The organism is Streptomyces sp. NPDC047971, from assembly GCF_040653355.1.
GTDB lineage: Bacteria > Actinomycetota > Actinomycetes > Streptomycetales > Streptomycetaceae > Streptomyces.
Map to the genome: position 1 here is coordinate 1 of NZ_JBEZNW010000063.1, position 20,071 is coordinate 20,071.

The window sequence follows — 20,071 nt, forward strand, 5'->3', positions numbered from 1 at the left end:
CCTCATCCGACAGCATCAACTCGGCCTTCGGCCGCCCAGTACGTGGCACAGACCAAGCTTATACATCTGAACAGAATTCCTGACTCAGAAGACTAGCCGTCCAGCCGGATCCTGATGCCCACCATGCGTTCCGGACCGCCGCGCAGCCTGCCCGCGAGCAGACCAACTCTGGCGACCAGCCCGTATTTGCGTTTCATCAGGCCAGTGAAGTGCGCGCTCGCGTCCGGAGCCAGCACCTCCGCGAAACCGGGCGTCGAGACGCCGCGAGGCCTGCCCCGCCAGTCACAGGGGCCGACCATCACCCGACCATCATTGCGGATCCTTTTCACCTTCCCGGCGTCCGCGGCACTCCACACGGCCAGCGTCCGACCGTCCGGCATCACCCACACCGGGGTGGGGACTGCCGTGCCGTCCCGGCGGAAGGTGGTGAGGAGGAGATACTCGCCGGCCGCCAACTCAGCGCACACCACGTCGACATGATTCATGGTCATAGAGTAACTGGTTAGTTAGTTAGACTGGCCGCGGTATGGCGTAACGATGCGAACGTGCAGTTGAAGGGAACCGTATGGGGAGATTCGTCTGGACCCTGCTCGCCGGCTTCGCCATCGGTACCCCCGCAGTACCCGTCGGTCTCTCGCTCTCCCTGCCCGGTCCGGTCGCACTGTTCGCGGTGGTCTTGGGCTCCGCCTGCTGCGTGGTCTTCGCGGTGTTCGCCATGGAATGGGCTCGATTGCACTGGCAGTCCTGGCGGGCCCGCCGGAAGTCCTCCGTGGTGAGCGCTGGTTCGGCGACGGGCACGTCCGCCGACAGCGCACCCTCCAACGGCACGGCCGCCATCCGGTCACCGGCGGGCGACCGGCTCTCCGGCACGGCGGGGCGGCGGGCGCGGCGGGTCTTCGAGCGGTACGGCGTGGTGGGCTTCGGCCTCGTGGGGCCCGCCCTCTTCGGCACTTGGGGCTCGTCCCTGCTCGGCGCCGCTCTGGGCATCCCCCGGTGGCGGCTGATCCGCTGGCTGACGGCCGGGGTCACTCTGTGCTGCGCGGTTCTGCTGGTCGCGTCGGACGCGGTCCTCGACGCCTTCGGGATCGGATGACCGGCTTGGGCAAGGGGCATCCCCAGGAGTACATCTAACTGGTTAGTCACTCGTTACGATGACTCGTATGTCTCGCGCCGATGCAACCAAGGCCCGCATCCTCCAGGCCGCCACCGACGAGTTCGCCGCGCACGGCATCGCCGGAGCCCGGGTGGACCGAATCGCCAAGGCGGCGGCTGCCAACAAGAACCTCATCTACATCTACTTCTGCAGCAAAGACCAGCTCTTCGATACGGTCTTCGACACCCACGTCACCCACGGTCTGAATGCGGTTCCCTTCACACCCGACGACCTCCCGGGGTACGCGGGGCGGCTCTTCGACTACTGCCGGCTGCACCCCGAGGTCATCCGGCTCGCCACATGGCATCGACTGGAGCGCGGCGACAGTTACGACCGGGACCCCGCGGTAGCGGCACCCACACGCGACGCGAAGCTGGAGGCGCTCGCCGCGGTGCAGAAGGAGGGCGGCATCGGTGCCGGTTTCTCCCCCGCCGCGCTCCTCACCCTCGTCCTGAGCCTCGCCCTCGCATGGAACCCGAGCAATGCCACCGGCATGGCCGCCTCTGCCACCGAGGCCGAGAGCACCGACGATCGCCGCCGCTCGATCATCCAGGCCGTGCGCCGCCTCCTGTGAATCGAGCTCTCCTTGCACCACCGGGCGCGATCTGTGCGCCGTCCGCTCCGAGGTCGCCGGTGGCCGGTCGCCGCATGCTGAGGTAAGAGGAGGGGCACCCGGAGTGTGGTCATCTGCTTGATGAGATCCGCTCGGAGTCGGCAGAACGGGGCCAGTCAGCGTACATCGCCGAAATGCTGTGCTTCAGGCCCGACCTTGACCGGCTGCGGGAACTGCCCACTGGCACTAGTAGTGCTTCGTTAGGTTCTGAGTCTTGTTCTGTTGCGGGGCAAGGGCCGGCCGCAGGTGGTGCAGGCGCCGGTCCAACACCGCAGCAGGTCCTGGAGGGCGTCCAGGACCTGGTAGAGGGTCAGGCCGGCGTTTGGGCTTTTGGGTCGAGCCGCCGCAGGGTGAGGAACGCCTGGGCGGCGGTGACGAGGGTGACGTGGTGGTGCCAGCCGCGCCAGGTGCGGCCTTCGAAGTGGTCCAGGCCCAGGCCGTGTTTGAGTTCGCGGTAGTCGTGCTCGATCCGCCACCGCATCTTCGCCCACCGCACCACGTCCTTGATGGGGGTGTCCGGCGGCAGGTTGGAAATCCAGTAGCCGGTCGGGGCGGTCTCCTCGGCGGGCCACTCCACCAGCACGGTTCGCACCGGCAGCACTCCGTCCCACTGATAGTGCCCTCCACCGGATTCCTGGGCGGCCCGCAGCGACTGCTTGCCCGCCGGCCGCACCCGCAGCACCGCGAACCGTGAGGTCATCAGACCCTTGCTGCCTTCACGCCAGGCGACTTCGCCGAAGCCGGAGGCCGGCACGTCGCCAGCGAGGTCGGGCAGAGCCCGCGGCTGGGTGCGGTAACGCGGCAGGGTCGGCGGTCCGAGCCCGCCGTAATCCGGCCGGTGCGGTTCGACAGCCTCCGGATGAGCGACCTCCTTGCCCGTCAGCGCGACCACATAGGACAGACCCCGCTCCTCCAGGGCCAGACGGAAGGGCGTGCTCGCTCCATATCCCGCGTCTGCCACGATCACGGGCGAGATGAACTTCCAGTCTGCGAGGGTGTCGAGCAGGTCAAGGGCCAAGCGCCACTTCTCCTGGTGGCTGACATCGGCAGGCACTCCTGCCGCCCGGCAGCGGGCCGCATCGTCGGTCCACTCCCGAGGCAGGTAGAGCTGCCAGTTCAACGGGCACGAGGCGGTGTCCGTCGCCGCATGGACGCTGACCGCGACCTGGCAGTTCGCCCGTTTCCCAAGAGCCCCGCAGTACTGCCGGGCCACCCCCACCGACCGGGTCCCGCACTTGGGGAACGACACGTCGTCGATCACCCACACCTCAGGCGCGATCACCTCACTCAGCCGTTCGGCGATCCGCCGCCGCACCGGCAGCGGATCCCACGGCGACTGGTTCACGAACTGCTGCAGGGCCTGCATGTTCCCGTCCGGCAGCCGCTCGGACATCGGCTGGATCGACTTCCGACGTCCGTCCAGCATCAGACCCCGCAGATAACACCCACCCCACCGCCGCTGATCCCGCCGCGGAAGCGACCCAAAAACATCGGCAACCGATAACTCACCCCGGAGCCGTTCCACCTCCCCAAGCCTCATAACCGGAAGATGCCCACCACCAGGCGTGATCACCCAACGTAACGAAGCACTACTAGGACTTGTTCGGTCGATCATGTTCGGAGCCAGATGGTGAGGGCTGCGGCAGTTGCGGTGCCGAGGTAGACGTAACGGCGCTCGTCGTAGCGAGTGGCCACCGCCCGGTGCTGCTTCAGTCGGATAATGGCCCGCTCGACGATGTTGCGATTCCTGTAGCGCTCTTCGTCGAAAGCGGGTGGCCGTCCGCCGCGTGATCCTTTGCACAGGCGGGCGGCCTGACTGTCAGCCTTCTCCGGGATCGGGTGCGTTGGTCTGCATGACCAGCACCATCACCGCTCGCAACGGTCCGCAGCAGCGGGAGGCACACACCTGAGGGAGCGTCAATTCTGATCGTGGGACAACAGGGCGTACGCGGTCTCCCACCACTCGTCTCATCGCAATCGAACAGCGTTGTCACGCTCCGCGACGGCTCCCCAAGATCTGTGCCAGAACCCAAGTCGGCTCTGGCACAGCTTTTGTGGACCTGGTGCGAGGCTGCAGGTCCGTGCGCTGACCCACGTCCTGGTCGGCTGCGGTGCCGACGGGATTTGAACCCGCGAGACAGATGGGAGCAGGTCCGCCCCGTCCCCGTCACTCGCCGTGGGAGGGACCTCGCCCACAGCGATCGCAATAGACCGCTCTGCCACGGCACCGCAACCTGCGGAAATGCGCGCACTCCCGCTCGGACCAAGCGTAGAGACACCGTTCTCTCCGGGCGAGTCTTTTCTGGTGCCGGCAACGGCTGCCGGCGATTCACAGAAATTGGACCAGAGCCGGCTCTGGTCCAATTTCTGTGGAACGGTGACGCTCACCACCGACGGGAGCGTCGGTCGGGCAGTCGACAATGCCTGGCATGGCAGATCGCAGTCCGGTGTTCCGGATCATCAACTCGGCGGCGTGGGAGTCCCTGAAGCCGCTCGGCCTGGCCCACCGTGGGCGGTCGCGGCTGTGGATTGATGATCACGCGTGGTGGCTGGGGGTTGTGGAGTTCACTCCGCCACGTACTGCCGGCAGCGGTCTGCACGTCGGTGCGAAGTGGCTGTGACACGACGTGGACCACCTAGCTTTCCATGTGGACGCAGTCCGGGTCGGCTCCGAGTCGTTCCGAACCGAGGACCAGTCTCCGGTTAACGGGCACTCGCCGGTCTCGACTTCCTGGGCCGGCTCGACGCGCGCGTCGCAATGAGCGCGATCGAGACCCTCGTGAACCAGCAGCTCACTCCTCCCCTTCAGTCGCCGGAAGAGGAATCGGCCCCAAACTGAGCGGCCTCGCTGCTGCTGCGGCGGGTTGAGGCCGTTGTTCTGGACGAGCCATTCCGAATGATCACTGATGGCAGGAGATCAGTGGTGGGGTCACGGCCGGGGGGTGCCAGCGCCGTCCTGCGGGCGGTAGAGGTCTTGTGCCCGGGCCAGGTTGATGGGCTTGTCCTGGTGCAGGTGGAGGAAGAAGCCCAGCTGCCACGCCTGCGCACTGCTGGCCTGGCGATTCGTAGGGGTCACCCAAGGCGGGTACACGCGGAAGGCTCGCTTCCCTCCGGAACCGTTTGCTGACACGACGCCGTGCCGGCGGAGTACGTTCATGGGAAAGATGAACTGGCCGAAGTGGTGTTCGGCGCGGGTGCTGATGACCAAGAGGTCGATGGGGTCCGCTACGTCGAAGGGCTGGATGGATCCGCCCGGGGACCTTTTCCAGACTGTGACGAACTGGCCGACCTTGCTGGGAGTCGTCTTAGCCGCGCGATACCGGATGGCCAGGCCATCGAGGGTGAACGTGTGGGCGGCGTACTCCGCACTCTCGGCTTCGGGCACTGGCTGCGAGCAGGCAAATCCGCAAGGGTCGTAGACGAGCACCTTCGCCGCGATGAGATCTCCGTGGGTCGAAGCTGTGTCCAACCAGGGTTCGGAGCGGAGATCGGCTGAGCACTCGCGGTCCGTAGTCATGCGCCCAGCCTGTCACGGGTGCTGGGATGCAGTCGACTTGACCTGGGGTGCTGCTGGCCTGACCGGGCAGCCGTCCTCATCGGCCGAACCACCACCATATTTGAACGCGCTCAAAGTCGTATGGCGGGCCGCCACCCTGGGGCAGCTGGCGGAGCCAGAGAACCGCAGTGCTCGGCGGCCAGAGCGAGAGACCCTCCAACCCACGGCCCAGCGTCTCGCTTTCACGGAACGTGAGACAGAAGCGGAACTCGTGAACAGAACCAGCCTTGGGGAGTACGGGTTCTGTGGGTAGGGGTTCGGTGTTCAGTCTGCTGAACACCTTCCTCAGGTCGGGGTGATCAGCGTTGGATGCGTCCACGGATGGCGAGGACGGCGAGGGCGAGGAGGTCGGGTTCGAGGATGCGGGAGGTCATCTCGATGGAGGTGCCGGCGGTGGCGAGGTCCAGGACGGCCGGCGTTCGCTCGCCATGTCGGCACGGAACGGCGATCTCACCGCCCATGCGGCGCGTCCGGCGTCCACCGGGGACGTACGCGCCCCCGACCGTGCGGATAATCGGATGGTCGAGGGTGAGCAGGACGCGGCAGGATGCTCCGCATGACATTGCCCACCCCCGAACTCCACACCGCCCGCCTGCGACTGCGGCCGTTCACCGACACCGACGCGGCGGCGCTCTACACGCTGCACAGCAACGCCCACGTGCTGCGTTACTGGGACTCCCCGCCGTGGCCCGACCCGGCCCGCGCCCAGCGCTTCCTCGCGACCTGCCGGACGATCGAGGAGGAAGGCACGGGAGCGCGGGTGGCCGTCGACCGCGTCTCCGACGGCACGTTCATCGGCTGGTGCGGCCTGACCAGCTGGAACCCGGACTTCCGCAGCGCATCCCTGGGCTACGTCTTCGACGCCGCCGCGTGGGGCAACGGCTACGCCACGGAGACCGCGCACGCCATCCTGAGCTGGGCGTTCGACACCCTGGACCTGAACCGTGTCCAGGCCGAGACGGACACCCGCAACGTGGCGTCCGCCCGGGTCCTGGAGAAGCTCGGCTTCGTCCGCGAAGGCACCCTCCGCGAGGACTGCGTCGTCAACGGCGACGTCTCCGACTCCTGGGTCTTCGGCCTCCTCCGGCGCGAGTGGCGCCCGGCAGCCGCGCCGACGGCTGTCCGTTAGGCGGTTGCGTTTGGATCACTTCCGCCGGCCGAGGTCGTCGTTGATGATGTTCGTTGTGACTCACCGCATCAGCGCTCCGATCTCGGCCCTCGGCGTCCTCACCAGCGTGATGCTGCTCGTTGCTGCTGTTCGTGAGTTTCGTCTGGGGCGTCGGTCCTCTGGCTCGTGGCTGGAGCCGTGATCTTCCTCAGCGCTTCGCACACACTCGTGCGGGACGTCCGGCAGTTCCGCACCGGGCCTACCGCCTGACAGCCGCACTGCTCCAACCAGCCCCGCCGGTCGTTGTTCGTCCGTGCCGTTGGCTGACGCGCAGTGGGCGCGAATCGAGCCGCCATTCCCAGGCCGGACGGCGCGGCAGGGTGGCCGGTGGCGGGACCACCGGGAGGTGATCGATGCGATCGCCTGGAAGTTCCAGACGGATCGCAGTGGATCCACCTCCCCGAGAGGTACGGCAACTGGCGAGGCGTCGACAACCGGTTACGGATGTGGGCCATCGACGGCACCTAGGAGCAGGTGGTCGCCGCCCTGGTCGCACAGACCGACGCCGACGAAGGCCTCAACGGGGTCGTCTCGGTCGACTCGACCGTGATTCCGCTCATCAGCAGGACGGGACGGACCGGGGTAAACCCTGGTTCACCGTCGCTACTGGCACGTTGTGGCACGGTCCGGGGGACGTCGTGATGGGGCGGCCCCGCTTCGGACGGCTACCGCTGTTCGGCCTGATGCCGGGGCGTCTCGTGTTCGCCCACGCTGACCAGCCCTGTCTCGTAGGCGACGATCACGGCCTGAGCACGGTCACGGAGTCCGAGCTTGGCGAGGATGCGGGCGACGTGTGTCTTGACCGTCGCCTCGGCCAAGTGGAGGTGGGCCGCGAGCTCGGCGTTGCTCAACCCTCGTGCCAGCAGGCCCATTACCTCCAGTTCACGCGGGGTCAGCGAGGCGAGGTCACGGTGAAGGGAGGAGATGTCGCCGCCCTGCCGGGCGAAGCGTTTCACGAGGCGGCGGGTGATGGCGGGCGCGAGGAGAGCGTCGCCGGTACGGACCGTGCGGACGGCAGCGGTCAGCTGTTCGGGGGTGACGTCCTTCAGGAGGAAGCCACTGGCCCCGGCGGACAGTGCCGCGTAGACGTACCGGTCGAGGTCGAACGTGGTCAGGATGATGACGCGGGGTGCGTCGGAACCACCGGTGAGGATGCGGCGGGTGGCCTCCAAGCCGTCCATCTCCGGCATCCGCACGTCCATCAGGATCACGTCGGGACGCGTACGGCGGGCTGCCTCGACCGCTTCGTTTCCGTTGGTCGCCTCGGCGACGACGTCGATGCCGTCGGCTCGGAGGATCAACCTGAATCCCGTGCGGACCAGGGTCTGGTCGTCGGCGAGGAGCACGCGCAGCGGCTCGGTCACGGTGTCTCCAAGGGGATCAGGGCCTCCACGTAGTAGCCGCCGGTCAGACGCCGGCCGGTGTTCAGTGTTCCGTCGTAGACGGTGAGGCGCTCGCGCAGGCCGATCAGGCCCCGGCCGCCTCCGGCCGCCGCGTCCGGGCCCGGGTGGCCGCCGGTGTCGGTGACTTCCACCCGCAGCCGTTCCGTGCCGTAGTCGACGGTCACTGCGGCGATGGCGCCGGACGCGTGTTTCACGGCGTTGGTCAGAGCCTCCTGGATCACACGGTAGGCGGCGAGTTCGAGGCCCGGAGGGAGGGGCCGAACCGGTCCGGTCACGGTCAGATCGACAGGCAAGCCGGCGTCTCGGACCCGTCCGACCAACGCCTGAAGCTGGTCCAGGCCGGGTTGCGGGGTGAGCTCCGTCGAGGTGTCGGCAAGGTCCTGGCCCGTCTCCTCGCTCTCGTCAGCCATGGTGAGCAGGCCCACGACGTGGCGCAGCTCGGTCATGGCGGCCCGCCCGCCCGCTTCGACGGCGAGCAGCGCCTCTTCGGCCTCCTCGGGAGAGGTTTGCATGATCTTGCGGGCGGCGCCCGCCTGGATGACCATCACGCTGACGTTGTGGGTGACGACGTCGTGCAGTTCGCGAGCGATCCTGCCCCGCTCGTGCTCGACGGCCCGGCGCAGCTCCTCGGCCTGTTTGTGTTCGAGGGCGGACAGCCGTGTGCGTCCCTCGTCGGTCCGGAGCTTCCAGGTACGTAGCCCGACGGCCGCCACGGCCATCGGGGCCAGGATCAACAGGGCGATGTACTCGTTGGGGACGATCGGTGTCACCGAGTTCCCCGAGGTTCCGACCAGGCCGACCGCCACCGGTAGCGCCGCCAGCGTCGCCACCCGGTACGGGCTGTGGACGGCGGCGCTGTAGACGGCGATGACGAACGCGTAGAAGGTCAGCCGCATGACGCTGTGCGGAGTCGCCAGTGTCGCGGCCGTCACGACGCACAGCACGGCGAGCGGGTAGCGGCGGCGCAGCGCCAGGGCACCCGAGGCGATGACCGCGAGGGCCACCATGAGGGCGAGGCCGCCCGGGCCGGACGGGCGCGGCACGGCATGTGTCACGCCGGGCGCGATCTCGCGCACCACGACGTTGTCGACGTTGTCGATGCCGTAGTAGACGGTGGCGATTCCGAGTGTGAGTGCCACCAGCGCGTCGAACTGCCCTGCGTGCCGGGTCGGCCGCAGGGGTGGACCGCTCGGAAGCCTGGCGTCGCGGACCATCCGGTGGACGGTTTCCCGCAGCCGCTCTCTCGTCGTACTCGCGTCGGTCACCGGTTCATTGTCGCCGTCGCGCGGCCCCGCGGAATCGGCCCTGGCGGTCATGTCCGGCCCGCCTGATACATCAGTCGCCTACATCGGAGGGATGACGCTTCCGCGGCTCGGCCCAGCACGGTACGGCAAGGGGTCCGGGCGGGCGACGCGTGCGGTCCGGGCCCGCTCCTAGCGTTCACGCAGCCGACCGTCCGTACAGAAGGAGCCTCCCATGACCATGCCCTTGATCGAACTGTGTGAGGTGAGTCGTCGATACGACGACGGTCCGCCCGCTCTGCATGAGGTGTCGCTGACCGTGCGGCCCGGCGAGGCTGTCGCGATCCTCGGCCCTTCCGGCAGCGGGAAGTCCACGCTGCTCAATCTGATCGCGGGTCTGGACCGGCCCGATACGGGGACCGTCACCGTGGACGGGGTGCGAGTGGACCGGCTGGGCGAGGCCGGATCGGCGCTCTACCGGCGGTCGAAGGTCGGCATGGTCTTCCAGTTCTTCAACCTGCTCGACGATCTGACCGTCACCGACAACGTCGTCCTGCCCGCGCGCCTCGCGGGGAGGCCACGTGGCGAGGCTGATCGCCGGGCGAAGGAACTCCTCGAACTGCTGGGCATCGACCGGCACGCTCGGGCCTACCCGGGGCGGCTGTCCGGAGGCGAGCGGCAGCGCGTCGCGGTCGCCCGGGCGTTGATGAACCGGCCGGCACTGCTCCTGGCCGACGAACCGACCGGGGCCCTCGACACGGTCGCGGGAGAGGACGTCAGCAGGCTGCTCGCCGATCTCCACGCCGAGGGTCAGACCGTCGTCGTGGTCACGCACGACCTGGCTCTGGCCCGGTCGTGCACGAACCGTACGGTCCGGATCTCCGACGGCCGGATCGCCGAGGACGTCCGGTCAGGGGCCGTCGCCCCGGAGGCCGTCCGATGAACGCGCTCGGCACGGTGGTGCGCTCGGGAGTGGGCCGACGCCGCATGCAGGCGCTGGTCATCGGGCTCTCCACGATGATGGCAGTGGCCGCCTCCGTCCTCGGCGGATCGCTGCTCGTGGTGTCCGGCGCGCCCTTCGACGACGCCTTCGCCAGACAGCACGGTGCGCATCTCTCCGTTCAGTTCGACGCGGGCAGGGTGAGTGCCGGGCAGCTGTCGGCGTCCCGGGACGCCGAAGGGGTGAGCGGTGCGGAAGGGCCGTTCCGTACGGCGACGGTCGTCCCGCGGGTGGGCGGCACTCCCGGTTGGCCGATGACCGTGGTCGGCCGGGGTGATCCCGGCCAGGACGTGGACGAGGTGGCACTGCTCGACGGGCGGTGGCCCGGGCGCTCCGGCGAGATCGTGCTGTCTGCCGATTCCTCGCTCTTCCCGACCGTAGGGATGACGCTCGACTTCGCCGATCCGTCCGGCGGTCCGGCCCTGACGGTGGTCGGTGTGGCCCGCTCGGTCACGCGGACCGCCGACGCCTGGGTGCTTCCGTCCCAGATGCCGGCGCTCACCGCGCCGGGGAGCGGCGGCTATCAGATGCTCTACCGCTTCACCGACGCCGGCACGGCCTCGCAGATCACAGCGGCCGGCAGGTCGGTGACGGCATCCCTGCCGCGGGGAGCGGCCGTCGGCGAGCAGTCCTGGCTCACCGTCAAGAAGACCGTCGAGCGCGACACAGCCGTCTACGTCCCCTTCCTCATCGCGTTCGGCGCCCTCGGCCTGGTCATGTCGTTGCTCATCGTCGGCAATATCGTCGCGTCCGCCGTCGGCACGGGAACGCGCCGCATCGGCATCCTCAAGGCCGTCGGCTTCACCCCGGCCCAGGTCGTGCGGACCTACGTGGGCCACGCTCTGATCCCGGCCGCCTTCGGCACCTTCCTCGGCGTCCTCGCCGGTCACCTGCTCGCCATCCCTGTGCTGGCCGAGACGGAGGAGGTCTACGGCACCACGTCCCTGGCCGTCGCCCCTCTGGTCGACGTGGTGGCGGTGGGCGGGGTGCTCGGTCTGGTGGCGGCGACCGCGTGGGCGAGTGCCTGGCGGGCCGGCCGACTGCGTACGGTCGACGCTCTCGCCGTCGGGCGTGCCGCTTCGGCGGGGCACGGCCGGTGGGCGGTCCGCCTGGCCGGCCGGCTGCCCTTGCCGCAGCCGGTCGCGCTGGGCCTGGCCCGGCCCTTCGCCCGGCCCGCCCGCGCGCTGGCCATGGGCACGGCGATCCTGTTCGGCGCCGTGACCGTCACGTTCACGGTCGGGATGGGCGCCTCGCTCGGCCAGGTGATGGAAGCCAGGGCCCATGACGCCGCCGATGTCGTCGTACCCCCGCCCTTGCCGGACTTCGGACCCCATGGCCCCGGAGCCGGCCCCGCGGAGCCGCCCGCGACCGACCATGCCGCGGTCGCCGCGGCCATCAGGGCCGCGTCCGGAACCGGTAGGTACTACAGCGTCGCGACGGTACGGGCGACGGTGTCCGGCCTGACCGGCGTCATCGACGTGAACGCCTTCACCGGCGACGCCTCCTGGGGCGGCTACACGATGGTCTCGGGCCGCTGGATCGACAGGCCGGGCGAGGCTGTGGTGCCGACCCCCTTCCTGACCGCCACCGACACCCGTATCGGCGACACCGTCACCCTGAACGGCCTGACTCAGCCGATCACGGTCCGGATCGTCGGTGAGGTCCTCGACCCCCGCAACGACGGCATGCAGCTCTTCACCGACGCCTCGACCCTCACGGCCGCGCATCCCGACGTGGCGGAGACGAGCCATCACGTCTCTGTCACGGCAGACGTCGACGTGGCCGGATACGTCGACGCCCTCAGTCAGAGCCTGGCGCCGCTGGGAGTCACCCCCCGGGCCGGCGGGCTCGACGGCGGCAGCGACATGGTGGTCACCCTCAACGCACTGTCCGCGCTCCTCACACTGATGCTCGTCGCCGTCGCCGCGCTCGGCGTGCTCAATGGCGTCCTGCTCGATACGCGCGAGCGCGTCCGGGAGATCGGCGTCCACAAGGCACTGGGCATGACACCCCGCCAGACCGTCACGATGGTGCTGACCTCAGTGGCCGTGACCGGACTGGTCGCGGGTGTGCTGGGCGTTCCGTTGGGCGTGGCCCTGCACGGCTGGATCATCCCCGCGATGGGCGACAGCGTGGGGCTCCGCCTTCCCGGTTCCGTCGTCGACGTCTACCACGGCTCCGAACTGCTCTGGCTCTCACTCGGCGGCCTGCTCATCGCCACCCTGGGCGCGTTCCCGCCCGCAGGCTGGGCCGCCAGGGCCCGCACGGCCACGGCCTTGCGCACCGAGTAGCGCTCACAGAGCAGCGGCGTCTTGGACGGCATCGAAGCCCCAGGTCTCCGACCTGGGGCTTCGCAAAGAGCGGATGAAGGGAATCGAACCCGCGCCATGGGCTTGGGGCCGCCGGCGTGATCGAGCCGAGGACACGGGATGGAGATCTCGGCGCGCCCGTGTCCTGGATCCGGTAGGGCTACGAACGGAGTGCGGGCACCCACGGACCGGGCTGAGCGAGCCGACTCGGGCGCGGCAGCGCCAAGGAAGCGTCACGAGCCGCCGGATTCAGAGGACCTCGTCGACATGGCGCTCGCCTAGGCGGACATCGCGTCCTGGCGGGCCCACAGGGCTGTTCCGTCCGACCGGTGGGCCGGCGTCGATGCGGTCGGGCCGTAACGCCTTACGGCCTGCGCAGCCCGGTCAGAGCTCTTCGGCTGTGTCGAGGCCGTGGGACGTCACGAGCCTGGCGTTGCCGTCAGCAAGTTGGTAGCCCAAGCCGACGACAGCGACCTCACCCGACGCCACCTGGGCCGCCAGAACGCGCGAGCGTTCCATGAGCAGGTCCGCCGTGTGTCGGATGTGGGTGTCGATGATGTCGCTGTCCTCCGTGAGGCCGGCGGCGCGAGCGGCGAGGACGCTGGGCGTGACGCGCTCGACCACATCTCGTACGAACCCGGGCGCCGGGGTCCCGTCCTCCACCGATGCGCGGGCCGCAGCAACCGCGCCGCACGAGTCGTGGCCAAGGACGACGACCAGTCGGCAGCCGAGGACGCTCGTGGCGTACTCGACGCTGCCCAGCACCTCGGCGCCGAGCACGTGGCCCGCGGTCCGTACGACGAACAGGTCGCCGAGCCCCTGGTCGAAGATGATCTCAGCGGCAAGCCGCGAGTCGGAGCACCCGAGGATGACCGCAAACGGCTCCTGGCCGGGTGCGAGCTCGGCACGCCGGGCGGCGTCCTGGTTCGGGTGGTCCTGCGTGCCGCCGACGAAGCGTCGGTTGCCGGTGAGCAGGGCGTCGAGAGCGACCTTGGGAGAGGTTCGAGGCATGGCACCCACAGTAGCGAGCCCGTGCGACTCGCTGTCGGCCGACCCGGGGGTTCCCGACCGAAAGTCCTGCTCATCGTGCGCACCAGGTAGAAGGCACTGGCCGTCGCCCGCCAGGACGACGGCGACGGTGGGCGCGTCAGGCCGTGCCGCCTCCTGCCCTCCCTGCGGGCCTGGCGGGTCTCACTCGGTTCGGCGCCCAGGGTGGTGGCGTAGAAGTGGGCAAGTTCACGGCCGTCGCGCGCCCACACCGCATGGGCACGAAGCCGTCGGTGTCGCCGACGTGTCGAGCGGACTGTACGGGCAGGGCGCCGCACGGGACAGCGCCCTCGGCCACGGATGTGAGGCCCGCTGTCTGCGCACGCGCGGACCACGCCCATCCAGCCAAGGCCGGCTCAGCCGGCCGTGGGCGTCTCCGAGTCGTCAGGGCGGACTGTCCCGAGCGGGATGCAGTTGGACTGGGCCTCGCTGGGGAGAACCTCGCACAGCTGGGCCCGGGTCATCTCCGCTTTCTCCGGCACCAGCTGCCACGCGCGAATCCAGTACGGGGTGTCCGCCTCCAGGTCACCGAACCCCATGTACACGCCCGCGCTGAAGTCCTGGGCGCGCATTTCCTCGGTGGTGAAGTAGTTGCTTCCCGAGTCCATCCCGCCGCAACCCACCTGGCTGTTCGCCTTCTGGGCGGCCTCGCAGCCGTCGTACTGAACCACCCAGTACGGCTTGGGGTGCGGCGCTTTCAGAGGCCGCCCCGGAAGCCCGGTCACCTTCAGCAGGAGCTGGACATGCGTGAGGCCCTGCGGCGCCGGCGCCTGGGGCGCGTCGGGGCTGAGGAACGCGTCTGCGATCTGCACCGAATGCGGATAGGGGCCGTTCTTCACGGACAGCACCGGGCCGCGGGCCGCGAACCAGTCGGCCGACGCCGAGGGCGAGGGCGACGAACGCACCGTTTCAGTCCCCCTGGGTGCGGCGTCTGCTTCCTTGGCCGCACCACCTGGTTGGGGCGAGCCCCCACATGCAACCAGCACTCCTCCGCACAGCAGGGTGAGACCACCTCGCGCCCACTGAGCCACACCTATACGAGCGTCGCCAGCCATCAGCCACCTCTTCCGGGACTGCCTTGCCGGCCACCCCTCTTGATCTTGAAGCCCCACTCTAGTGCTGTGACCGCAAGGGTTCACCGGGGTGGTGCGCGCTCCCCGGTGCATGGCGCGCTTGCCTGTCCGGGGACGTCCAAGCGAGGTGCAGGAGGTTCGCCGCGTTCACGGTGCGGAAGCGCGCGTCCATGACGGTCCCTGCGGGCGACGAGCCTTCCCGATCAGGCGAGGCACCAGCGCAGCAAGCGGCCAGGCCCCTCCCGGTGGAGGATCGGGTCACCGCGCCCTGTGGTCACGTCGCCCGGACCGGTGCCCGGGCGACGTGACCACATCGGAGCAGACATTGCCGGACACACTTCGCTGAGCCGTGAGGCAGTCCTGCGGCTGCGTCAGTTCCCGGTCATCCGCAGAGGCTGTCGTCGGAGTAGGAGAGGTAGGCGATGCTGCTGCTGCCGGCGACGTACCACCGGCCCGCGCTGTTCCTGTACATGCTGCCGAGATCGCTGTTGGTGCCGTTGTAGCGGATCTCCGAGCCGTTCCAGAAGAGATTGTTGTCGGCTCTGCCGAAGGTCTGCGGACCGACCTCTCCGTCCGCCTTGAGTCCGCGATCGCTCTGCCACTCGATCGTTGCGGCTCGGGTGTTCGGGCCGAAGTCGCAGTCGAAGCCGGACTGAGGCAGGTATCCGTCAGCGATCAGGACGCCCTGCCACAGCCCGACCACGCTGTTGTGTCTGTTCTTGGTGGTGGAGAGTGGGCCCTCATCCCCCCAGTCATCCGTCACCGTCCCTGAGCCGTACACGCTTCCCTGAGCCACGCTCGCGTGTGCTGGTGACTGCACGCCCACTGCTACCACAAGGGCCGCAGCGGTGACCGCACTCCGCCATGCCCAGCTTTGAACCGAACGATTCAACGGAACCCCCAGTCAATCGTCTTGGACTAGACCGCGCGTACGTTCGCACGCCCTTCACCGCGTGTACAAGACATCCGGCGGCTGACGGGAAGCGGACCGTGGCGTGGTGATGGACGGCCTCACTCTGCCCTCGGACTTCGCCTGTCCACGCCCTGGGACACCTGGTATCGCCGCCTCGGCCTCCTCTTCCTCACTCACGACGTGGTGGCCGCGCTGGAGGAGAAGACACAGGCCGCCATCCGCGGGTCGGTCCGGCAGCATCGGCCTAGCGCGCCGATCTCCACACCGTTCAACAGGCGTGCTCGGGTCGCATCGACGTCCTGGCCTGACCCGCCCGGCCCCGCCCCCTTTCCGCCTCGATCCCATCCGCCGCGCTTCCGGGCCCGGCGCATGCGTGGCGGCCAGCAGGAGGCAGTGCCGGCGTGCCGGTGGTCGTGGGGGCGACGGCAGGGGCGTTCGCGGGTCGCAGTGGGGGATGATGCGGCCAGACCCCGTACGCAGCCCGCCGCGTCCTGCTCGCCCTGGCCCGCCGTCCGAAGGGTGCGGCCCGGCCCCCGATGGCCGACGCGGACGACACCCTTCGGGTCGAACGCAGCGTCATGATGTACGTATGTCACGTCCTTTTGAAGAGCTTGTCGCCGAAGCCGAGTCGGTCTCCACGGAGGGGTGGGACTTCTCCTGGCTCGATGGCCGGGCGACCGAGGAGCGGCCGTCGTGGCGCTATCAGCAGGCGATGAGTCGGCGGCTCGCCGTGGTGTCGGCTGCGCTCGACGTTCAGACCGGTGGCGGTGAGGTCCTGGCAGGGGCCGAGAAGCTGCCTGCCGCGATGGTCGCGACCGAGTCCTGGCCGCCGAACGTGGCCAAGGCGACCAGGCTGCTGCACCCGCGCGGGGCCATTGTCGTCGCGGACCCGGGCGAGCCGCCTCTGCCGTTCGCCGACGAGGCGTTCGATCTGGTGACCAGCCGGCATCCCGCGACGGTGTGGTGGTCGGAGATCGCACGAGTGCTGCGGCCGGGCGGGACGTACTTCGCCCAGCACGTCGGGCCCGCCAGCGTGTGGGAATTGGTGGAGTACTTCCTGGGGCCACAGCCCGAGGCGCGCCGGAAGCGGCACCCCGACGACGAGTGCGCCACCGCGAAGGCCGCCGGCCTGGAGATCGTCGACGTGCGCGCGGAGCGGCTGAGGATGGAGTTCTTCGACGTCGGTGCCGTGATCTATTTCCTCCGCAAGGTGATCTGGACGGTGCCCGGTTTCACCGTCGAGCAGTACCGCAGCCGTCTGCGCGAGCTGCACGAGACGATCGAGACCGAGGGCGCCTTCATCGCGTACTCCTCCAGAACCCTCATCGAGGCACGCAAGCCTGAGTGAGCGTGAGGGCTCAGGAACGGGCGTGCCCTCATGGCCGGTGGTTCGGTTGATCGTCCGTGCGGTGGGTGATCCGTGCCTGGTGGATCACGCGATGGATCGCGCTGATCGCGCCGGCGAGGTCGAACACCGCCCAGCGTGGACGTGCTGATGATCAACCACAAGCGTGTGATCACGGAGATCAGCAGACGGTCGCGCTCCGCAAGGTGCGGGAGCGCGGCCGTTCAGGCCCTCGCGGGCTGGTGCGCGGCCAGGAAGGGCGGGGCGGCTGGGTAGCCGTGATCTACGGGCGACACCGCACCCGTCCTCGCCCGGCGGCCGGACGGTGCAACGCGGAGGACGCGAACCTCACCGACCTGCGGTTCGTGGACCGGCGCGGCGCCGGCCTTGAGGAGCGAGACCCGCCGACTGGACTTCGCCCGCATCGTCGGACTGCCCCAGCGAGCCCTCGTCCGCTTCATCAGGCACCCAGCGCAGGACATCGCCGGGCTGACAGTCGAGCGTGCGACAGATCGCGTCGAGCGTGGTGAACCGAATCGCCTTCGCCCGGCCGTTCTTCAGTACCGCGATGTTGGCGGGGCTGATTCCGACGGCAGCGGCGAACTCGCCGACCGAGAGCTTGCGTTTGGCGAGCTCCACATCGAGGTCGACGATGATGGCCATCAGACCACCTCGGCAAGTTCACTCTTCATCGTGGTCGCCTTACGCAGCAGACTGCGCATGATGACGATCAGGAAGACCATGCAGGCCCCGATTCCGGTCGTTGCGACCGCGGCGCCCCAAGCGCTGATGAGCTCCATCCCGTCGTCCGGTGAGGGGATGCTTCCCAGTGTCAAGTGGCAGGTGACAGCAAGAGCCAACAACGTGGCCGCGATGATGGAGCCGATGATGACGTCGACCCACCGGAAGGCTTGCGGGGAGAAGATCGCATCGCGCTCGATCATGGTGAGCAGCTTCCACGCCGCGGCGAGGACGACCTGGACGCAGGCGACCCCCGCAATGGCAACCACCACGTAGGGCAGGGCGTACGGGGCGTACGGCGGGAAGCCGTCGACTTCGTCGGCCGCTGTGGTGGGGATGATGACGAGCTGACTGAACAGCCCTAAGAGAATGGCCATGGCGATGGCGCCACGGAGCATGGCGATCAAGAAGCGATACATGCATCGATAATCGATTGATTGCGATCGATAGTCAACGGATACGTCGCGGGTGTTTCCCCTGTGACCGCCTGGCTTCGACGCCCTGCGCGGGCATATCGGTGGCACCTCGGGAGCCGGATGGCGGGGTGAGGGGCCGCGGCCCTTGGCCTCCAGGCTTGTCAGCATGCCCCGTGCGACCGAGACGCGGATCCTGCGGCGGCGGGGTCTCCTGGCACCCTCACCGCTGCGCTTCCTCGAACCCGCCGATCTGTCGCCTCTTCTGACGGACCCATGGAGCGCATGCCGCCCTGAGGGGCCCGCCCTCCCCTGATCGAGTCGTCGGCAGAAGGCACGTGTAGGCGCCAGCAGTCATCACGGATGCACTATCTCAAGTGGTGGAGGCCCAAGCGGGAGCTGACGGTGGGACATGTCGCCGCGACCGAGAGCCGACATCCCGTCAGCCGTCGCGGACGACGGAAGGAAGAGACACCAATGCGCTCTGCCCGCATTCTGTTCGCAGCGACCGCCGCAGCCGGCGCCCTGGCTCTGGCCGCTCCCGGCGCCTACGCGGCCACCACAGGTGACTGGGACAAGGACAACAACTCCCACAGCCAGAAGCACGACAAGCCGAAGGGCGGCGTGCACACCGGCTCGGGCGCCCTCTCCCTGGTCGGCGAAGACCACTGGGACAAGGACAAGCACCACGACAAGCCCAAGGGCGGCATGCACACCGGCTCCGGCGCCCTCTCCCTCGTCGGCGAAGACCACTGGGACAAGGACAAGCACCACGACAAGCCCAAGGGCGGCATGCACACCGGCTCCGGCGCCCTCTCCCTCGTCAACGCCGACGACTGGTCCAAGGACAAGGAGAAGGACAAGGAGAACGGCAAGGAGAAGGAGAACGGCAAGGAGAACGGCTACAGCCACGAGAAGCCGAAGGGCGGCATGCACACCGGCGGCGGCGGTCTCGCGAGCAGCGGTACGAATGTGACCGGCGCCGTTGTGCTCGCCGGCGGTCTGGCCGCGTTCGTCCTGTACCGCCGCAGGAAGGCAGCCGGCACCGCTGCCTGAGCCGTCACTGATGTGGGAGCACCTGCCCAGGTGCTCCCACATCCGGTTTCGACTCCCTCATCGGCCCAGCCGCCCCGCCATCGAAAGGTCCCCTGGTGTCGAACCGACCCGACTCCTCTGCAATCGCCCCACGCTCCCGTCGCATCCGACGGTGGGGAATCGCCACTGCCTTCTGGACGCTCCTTCTCACCTCGCTCCTTCTCCTCTTCGGCCCCGGCCTCCCGGGATGGGACACGGCCCCGCCGTCCGAACCCGCCGCGGCCGTCCCGGAGAAACAGGCTCCTGCGGCCGCCCCTGCCCCTGCCCCGACACTCCGGGACCGCCCCACGGCTCAGCCGGACGACTCGACGATGCCCCGGTCGGCTCCCACACGTCTGAAGATCCCCAAGATCGATGTCGACGCTCCGTTCATCGGCCTGGCGATCGGCCCCTCCGGCGCTCTGGACCCTCCGCCCGCGAACGACACGAACCTCGTCGGCTGGCAGTCCTCGGGAATCACGCCGGGCGAGCAGGGCACCGCGCTCATCGCGGGACACCTCGACACCGCAACCTCCCCGGCCGTATTCGCCCGACTCGACGAGCTCGACGCCGGCGACCGCTTCGAGGTGAAGCGTGCCGACGGCACCACCGCCAAGTTCGTGGTCGACTCGGTGGAGAGCTTCCGGAAGGACGACTTCCCCGACAAGCGTGTCTACGACGACACGCCCTCCGCGCTCGTCCGCCTGATCACCTGCGCCGGCGCCTACGACCGCACGGCAAAGGACTACGCCGAGAACCTCGTCGTCTTCGCCCACCTCGACCAGGACCTCTGACGAGCCGCCGGCCCACTGTCACGGTCGAAGCCGCGGGAAGGCGCCGCTCGCGAGCAGCAGAGCGTCCCGAAACCCGCAGACGACGCCGCTGGTGAGCATCACGGGCGGCATCGGGACCGGACAGGAGCGGAACCTTCCGACCGGGACGACTCTTGCCCAACCACCAGCGAACGTCCGGCTCATTTCACGGGACAGCGGTCGGACAGGCCCACTGCTGTCGGAGAATGC

At 68.8% G+C, this 20,071-nt stretch carries 21 protein-coding genes, 1 tRNA gene and 1 pseudogene; 10 read left to right on the forward strand and 13 right to left on the reverse strand.

Features of this window, described 5'->3' with window-relative positions; translation table 11 throughout:
* Nucleotides 1-92: 92 nt before the first annotated feature.
* Nucleotides 93-485, reverse strand: coding sequence for a PPOX class F420-dependent oxidoreductase (locus tag AB0D99_RS33755; protein WP_362371321.1), 393 nt, complete (start codon nucleotides 483-485; stop codon nucleotides 93-95).
* 80 nt (nucleotides 486-565) lie between these two features.
* On the opposite strand from AB0D99_RS33755, the gene AB0D99_RS33760 reads away from it, so the two are divergent.
* Together AB0D99_RS33760 and AB0D99_RS33765 are read left to right on the forward strand one after the other, a co-directional pair.
* Nucleotides 566-1,093 carry a hypothetical protein gene (locus AB0D99_RS33760; RefSeq protein WP_362371324.1) on the forward strand — a complete coding sequence of 176 codons (528 nt, stop codon included), beginning with the start codon at nucleotides 566-568 and terminating at the stop codon, nucleotides 1,091-1,093.
* Between the two features lie 67 nt (nucleotides 1,094-1,160).
* Entirely contained in the window at nucleotides 1,161-1,727 is a 567-nt protein-coding gene (locus tag AB0D99_RS33765) for a TetR family transcriptional regulator (protein ID WP_362371327.1), read from the forward strand.
* A gap of 349 nt (nucleotides 1,728-2,076) precedes the next feature.
* Here AB0D99_RS33765 and AB0D99_RS33770 read toward each other — a convergent pair whose 3' ends face one another.
* The 3 genes and pseudogenes from AB0D99_RS33770 to AB0D99_RS33780 form a co-directional block, all read right to left on the reverse strand.
* Complete coding sequence (locus AB0D99_RS33770) at nucleotides 2,077-3,306, reverse strand: IS701 family transposase (protein ID WP_362371330.1); 1,230 nt, start codon at nucleotides 3,304-3,306, stop codon at nucleotides 2,077-2,079.
* A gap of 71 nt (nucleotides 3,307-3,377) precedes the next feature.
* Nucleotides 3,378-3,563, reverse strand: a pseudogene (locus AB0D99_RS33775) (IS5/IS1182 family transposase); the annotation flags it as partial.
* Nucleotides 3,564-3,875: 312 nt separating this feature from the next.
* A tRNA-Gly gene (locus tag AB0D99_RS33780) sits at nucleotides 3,876-3,995 on the reverse strand.
* 200 nt (nucleotides 3,996-4,195) lie between these two features.
* On the opposite strand from AB0D99_RS33780, the gene AB0D99_RS33785 reads away from it, so the two are divergent.
* A complete protein-coding gene (locus tag AB0D99_RS33785; RefSeq protein ID WP_362371333.1) occupies nucleotides 4,196-4,387 on the forward strand; it encodes a hypothetical protein in 192 nt (63 codons plus the stop codon).
* Nucleotides 4,388-4,695: 308 nt separating this feature from the next.
* On the opposite strand, the gene AB0D99_RS33790 is transcribed toward AB0D99_RS33785, so the two are convergent.
* Nucleotides 4,696-5,283, reverse strand: coding sequence for a MepB family protein (locus AB0D99_RS33790; protein ID WP_362371335.1), 588 nt, complete (start codon nucleotides 5,281-5,283; stop codon nucleotides 4,696-4,698).
* 338 nt (nucleotides 5,284-5,621) lie between these two features.
* Nucleotides 5,622-5,885 carry a hypothetical protein gene (locus AB0D99_RS33795; RefSeq protein ID WP_362371337.1) on the reverse strand — a complete coding sequence of 88 codons (264 nt, stop codon included), beginning with the start codon at nucleotides 5,883-5,885 and terminating at the stop codon, nucleotides 5,622-5,624.
* Here AB0D99_RS33795 and AB0D99_RS33800 point away from each other — a divergent pair.
* Together AB0D99_RS33800 and AB0D99_RS33805 are read left to right on the forward strand one after the other, a co-directional pair.
* The gene (locus AB0D99_RS33800) at nucleotides 5,879-6,451 is read left to right on the forward strand and encodes a GNAT family protein (protein ID WP_362371340.1); all 573 of its coding nucleotides are present in this window, start codon (nucleotides 5,879-5,881) and stop codon (nucleotides 6,449-6,451) included. The two genes, AB0D99_RS33795 and AB0D99_RS33800, sit on opposite strands and share 7 nt — an antisense overlap.
* A 292-nt stretch (nucleotides 6,452-6,743) precedes the next feature.
* Nucleotides 6,744-7,040: a transposase gene (locus AB0D99_RS33805; protein WP_362371343.1), complete on the forward strand. Its 297-nt coding sequence runs from the start codon at nucleotides 6,744-6,746 to the stop codon at nucleotides 7,038-7,040.
* A 115-nt stretch (nucleotides 7,041-7,155) separates the two neighbouring features.
* On the opposite strand, the gene AB0D99_RS33810 is transcribed toward AB0D99_RS33805, so the two are convergent.
* The gene (locus AB0D99_RS33810; protein WP_362371346.1) at nucleotides 7,156-7,854 is read right to left on the reverse strand and encodes a response regulator transcription factor; all 699 of its coding nucleotides are present in this window, start codon (nucleotides 7,852-7,854) and stop codon (nucleotides 7,156-7,158) included.
* Nucleotides 7,851-9,107: a histidine kinase gene (locus AB0D99_RS33815; protein WP_362371406.1), complete on the reverse strand. Its 1,257-nt coding sequence runs from the start codon at nucleotides 9,105-9,107 to the stop codon at nucleotides 7,851-7,853. The genes AB0D99_RS33810 and AB0D99_RS33815 overlap by 4 nt, the downstream gene beginning before the upstream one ends.
* 262 nt (nucleotides 9,108-9,369) lie before the next feature.
* On the opposite strand from AB0D99_RS33815, the gene AB0D99_RS33820 reads away from it, so the two are divergent.
* Together AB0D99_RS33820 and AB0D99_RS33825 are read left to right on the forward strand one after the other, a co-directional pair.
* A complete protein-coding gene (locus tag AB0D99_RS33820; protein WP_362371349.1) occupies nucleotides 9,370-10,077 on the forward strand; it encodes an ABC transporter ATP-binding protein in 708 nt (235 codons plus the stop codon).
* Nucleotides 10,074-12,425 carry an FtsX-like permease family protein gene (locus tag AB0D99_RS33825; RefSeq protein ID WP_362371352.1) on the forward strand — a complete coding sequence of 784 codons (2,352 nt, stop codon included), beginning with the start codon at nucleotides 10,074-10,076 and terminating at the stop codon, nucleotides 12,423-12,425. Before AB0D99_RS33820 ends, AB0D99_RS33825 begins: the two co-directional genes overlap by 4 nt.
* A 402-nt stretch (nucleotides 12,426-12,827) precedes the next feature.
* Here the strand turns inward: AB0D99_RS33825 and AB0D99_RS33830 are convergent, their stop codons facing one another.
* The 3 genes from AB0D99_RS33830 to AB0D99_RS33840 form a co-directional block, all read right to left on the reverse strand.
* A complete protein-coding gene (locus tag AB0D99_RS33830; protein WP_362371355.1) occupies nucleotides 12,828-13,454 on the reverse strand; it encodes a carbonic anhydrase in 627 nt (208 codons plus the stop codon).
* Between the two features lie 392 nt (nucleotides 13,455-13,846).
* Nucleotides 13,847-14,395, reverse strand: coding sequence for a hypothetical protein (locus AB0D99_RS33835; protein WP_362371358.1), 549 nt, complete (start codon nucleotides 14,393-14,395; stop codon nucleotides 13,847-13,849).
* Nucleotides 14,396-14,945: 550 nt separating this feature from the next.
* Nucleotides 14,946-15,266: a peptidoglycan-binding protein gene (locus tag AB0D99_RS33840; RefSeq protein ID WP_362371361.1), complete on the reverse strand. Its 321-nt coding sequence runs from the start codon at nucleotides 15,264-15,266 to the stop codon at nucleotides 14,946-14,948.
* Between the two features lie 799 nt (nucleotides 15,267-16,065).
* Between AB0D99_RS33840 and AB0D99_RS33845 the strand changes: the two genes are divergently transcribed.
* Entirely contained in the window at nucleotides 16,066-16,824 is a 759-nt protein-coding gene (locus tag AB0D99_RS33845) for a class I SAM-dependent methyltransferase (protein WP_362371364.1), read from the forward strand.
* A 345-nt stretch (nucleotides 16,825-17,169) separates the two neighbouring features.
* On the opposite strand, the gene AB0D99_RS33850 is transcribed toward AB0D99_RS33845, so the two are convergent.
* Nucleotides 17,170-17,484, reverse strand: coding sequence for a helix-turn-helix transcriptional regulator (locus AB0D99_RS33850; RefSeq protein WP_362371367.1), 315 nt, complete (start codon nucleotides 17,482-17,484; stop codon nucleotides 17,170-17,172).
* Complete coding sequence (locus tag AB0D99_RS33855; RefSeq protein ID WP_362371370.1) at nucleotides 17,484-17,981, reverse strand: DUF2975 domain-containing protein; 498 nt, start codon at nucleotides 17,979-17,981, stop codon at nucleotides 17,484-17,486. Before AB0D99_RS33855 ends, AB0D99_RS33850 begins: the two co-directional genes overlap by 1 nt.
* 471 nt (nucleotides 17,982-18,452) lie before the next feature.
* Between AB0D99_RS33855 and AB0D99_RS33860 the strand changes: the two genes are divergently transcribed.
* Both AB0D99_RS33860 and AB0D99_RS33865 read left to right on the forward strand, forming a co-directional pair.
* Nucleotides 18,453-19,031: a hypothetical protein gene (locus tag AB0D99_RS33860; RefSeq protein WP_362371373.1), complete on the forward strand. Its 579-nt coding sequence runs from the start codon at nucleotides 18,453-18,455 to the stop codon at nucleotides 19,029-19,031.
* A gap of 158 nt (nucleotides 19,032-19,189) precedes the next feature.
* Nucleotides 19,190-19,843, forward strand: coding sequence for a class F sortase (locus AB0D99_RS33865; RefSeq protein ID WP_362371408.1), 654 nt, complete (start codon nucleotides 19,190-19,192; stop codon nucleotides 19,841-19,843).
* Nucleotides 19,844-20,071 lie beyond the last annotated feature (228 nt).

Excerpts from the sequence above, each read along its gene's own strand:
- AB0D99_RS33830 (WP_362371355.1), bottom strand. The coding sequence starts at position 13,454 with ATGCCTCGAACCTCTCCCAAGGTCGCTCTCGACGCCCTGCTCACCGGC.
- AB0D99_RS33845 (WP_362371364.1), top strand. The coding sequence starts at position 16,066 with ATGTCACGTCCTTTTGAAGAGCTTGTCGCCGAAGCCGAGTCGGTCTCC.
- AB0D99_RS33765 (WP_362371327.1), top strand. The coding sequence starts at position 1,161 with ATGTCTCGCGCCGATGCAACCAAGGCCCGCATCCTCCAGGCCGCCACC.
- AB0D99_RS33785 (WP_362371333.1), top strand. The coding sequence starts at position 4,196 with ATGGCAGATCGCAGTCCGGTGTTCCGGATCATCAACTCGGCGGCGTGG.
- AB0D99_RS33825 (WP_362371352.1), top strand. The coding sequence starts at position 10,074 with ATGAACGCGCTCGGCACGGTGGTGCGCTCGGGAGTGGGCCGACGCCGC.
- AB0D99_RS33815 (WP_362371406.1), bottom strand. The coding sequence starts at position 9,107 with ATGGTCCGCGACGCCAGGCTTCCGAGCGGTCCACCCCTGCGGCCGACC.
- AB0D99_RS33770 (WP_362371330.1), bottom strand. The coding sequence starts at position 3,306 with ATGAGGCTTGGGGAGGTGGAACGGCTCCGGGGTGAGTTATCGGTTGCC.
- AB0D99_RS33790 (WP_362371335.1), bottom strand. The coding sequence starts at position 5,283 with ATGACTACGGACCGCGAGTGCTCAGCCGATCTCCGCTCCGAACCCTGG.
- AB0D99_RS33860 (WP_362371373.1), top strand. The coding sequence starts at position 18,453 with ATGCGCTCTGCCCGCATTCTGTTCGCAGCGACCGCCGCAGCCGGCGCC.
- AB0D99_RS33760 (WP_362371324.1), top strand. The coding sequence starts at position 566 with ATGGGGAGATTCGTCTGGACCCTGCTCGCCGGCTTCGCCATCGGTACC.
- AB0D99_RS33820 (WP_362371349.1), top strand. The coding sequence starts at position 9,370 with ATGACCATGCCCTTGATCGAACTGTGTGAGGTGAGTCGTCGATACGAC.
- AB0D99_RS33850 (WP_362371367.1), bottom strand. The coding sequence starts at position 17,484 with ATGGCCATCATCGTCGACCTCGATGTGGAGCTCGCCAAACGCAAGCTC.
- AB0D99_RS33755 (WP_362371321.1), bottom strand. The coding sequence starts at position 485 with ATGAATCATGTCGACGTGGTGTGCGCTGAGTTGGCGGCCGGCGAGTAT.
- AB0D99_RS33855 (WP_362371370.1), bottom strand. The coding sequence starts at position 17,981 with ATGTATCGCTTCTTGATCGCCATGCTCCGTGGCGCCATCGCCATGGCC.
- AB0D99_RS33795 (WP_362371337.1), bottom strand. The coding sequence starts at position 5,885 with ATGTCATGCGGAGCATCCTGCCGCGTCCTGCTCACCCTCGACCATCCG.
- AB0D99_RS33800 (WP_362371340.1), top strand. The coding sequence starts at position 5,879 with ATGACATTGCCCACCCCCGAACTCCACACCGCCCGCCTGCGACTGCGG.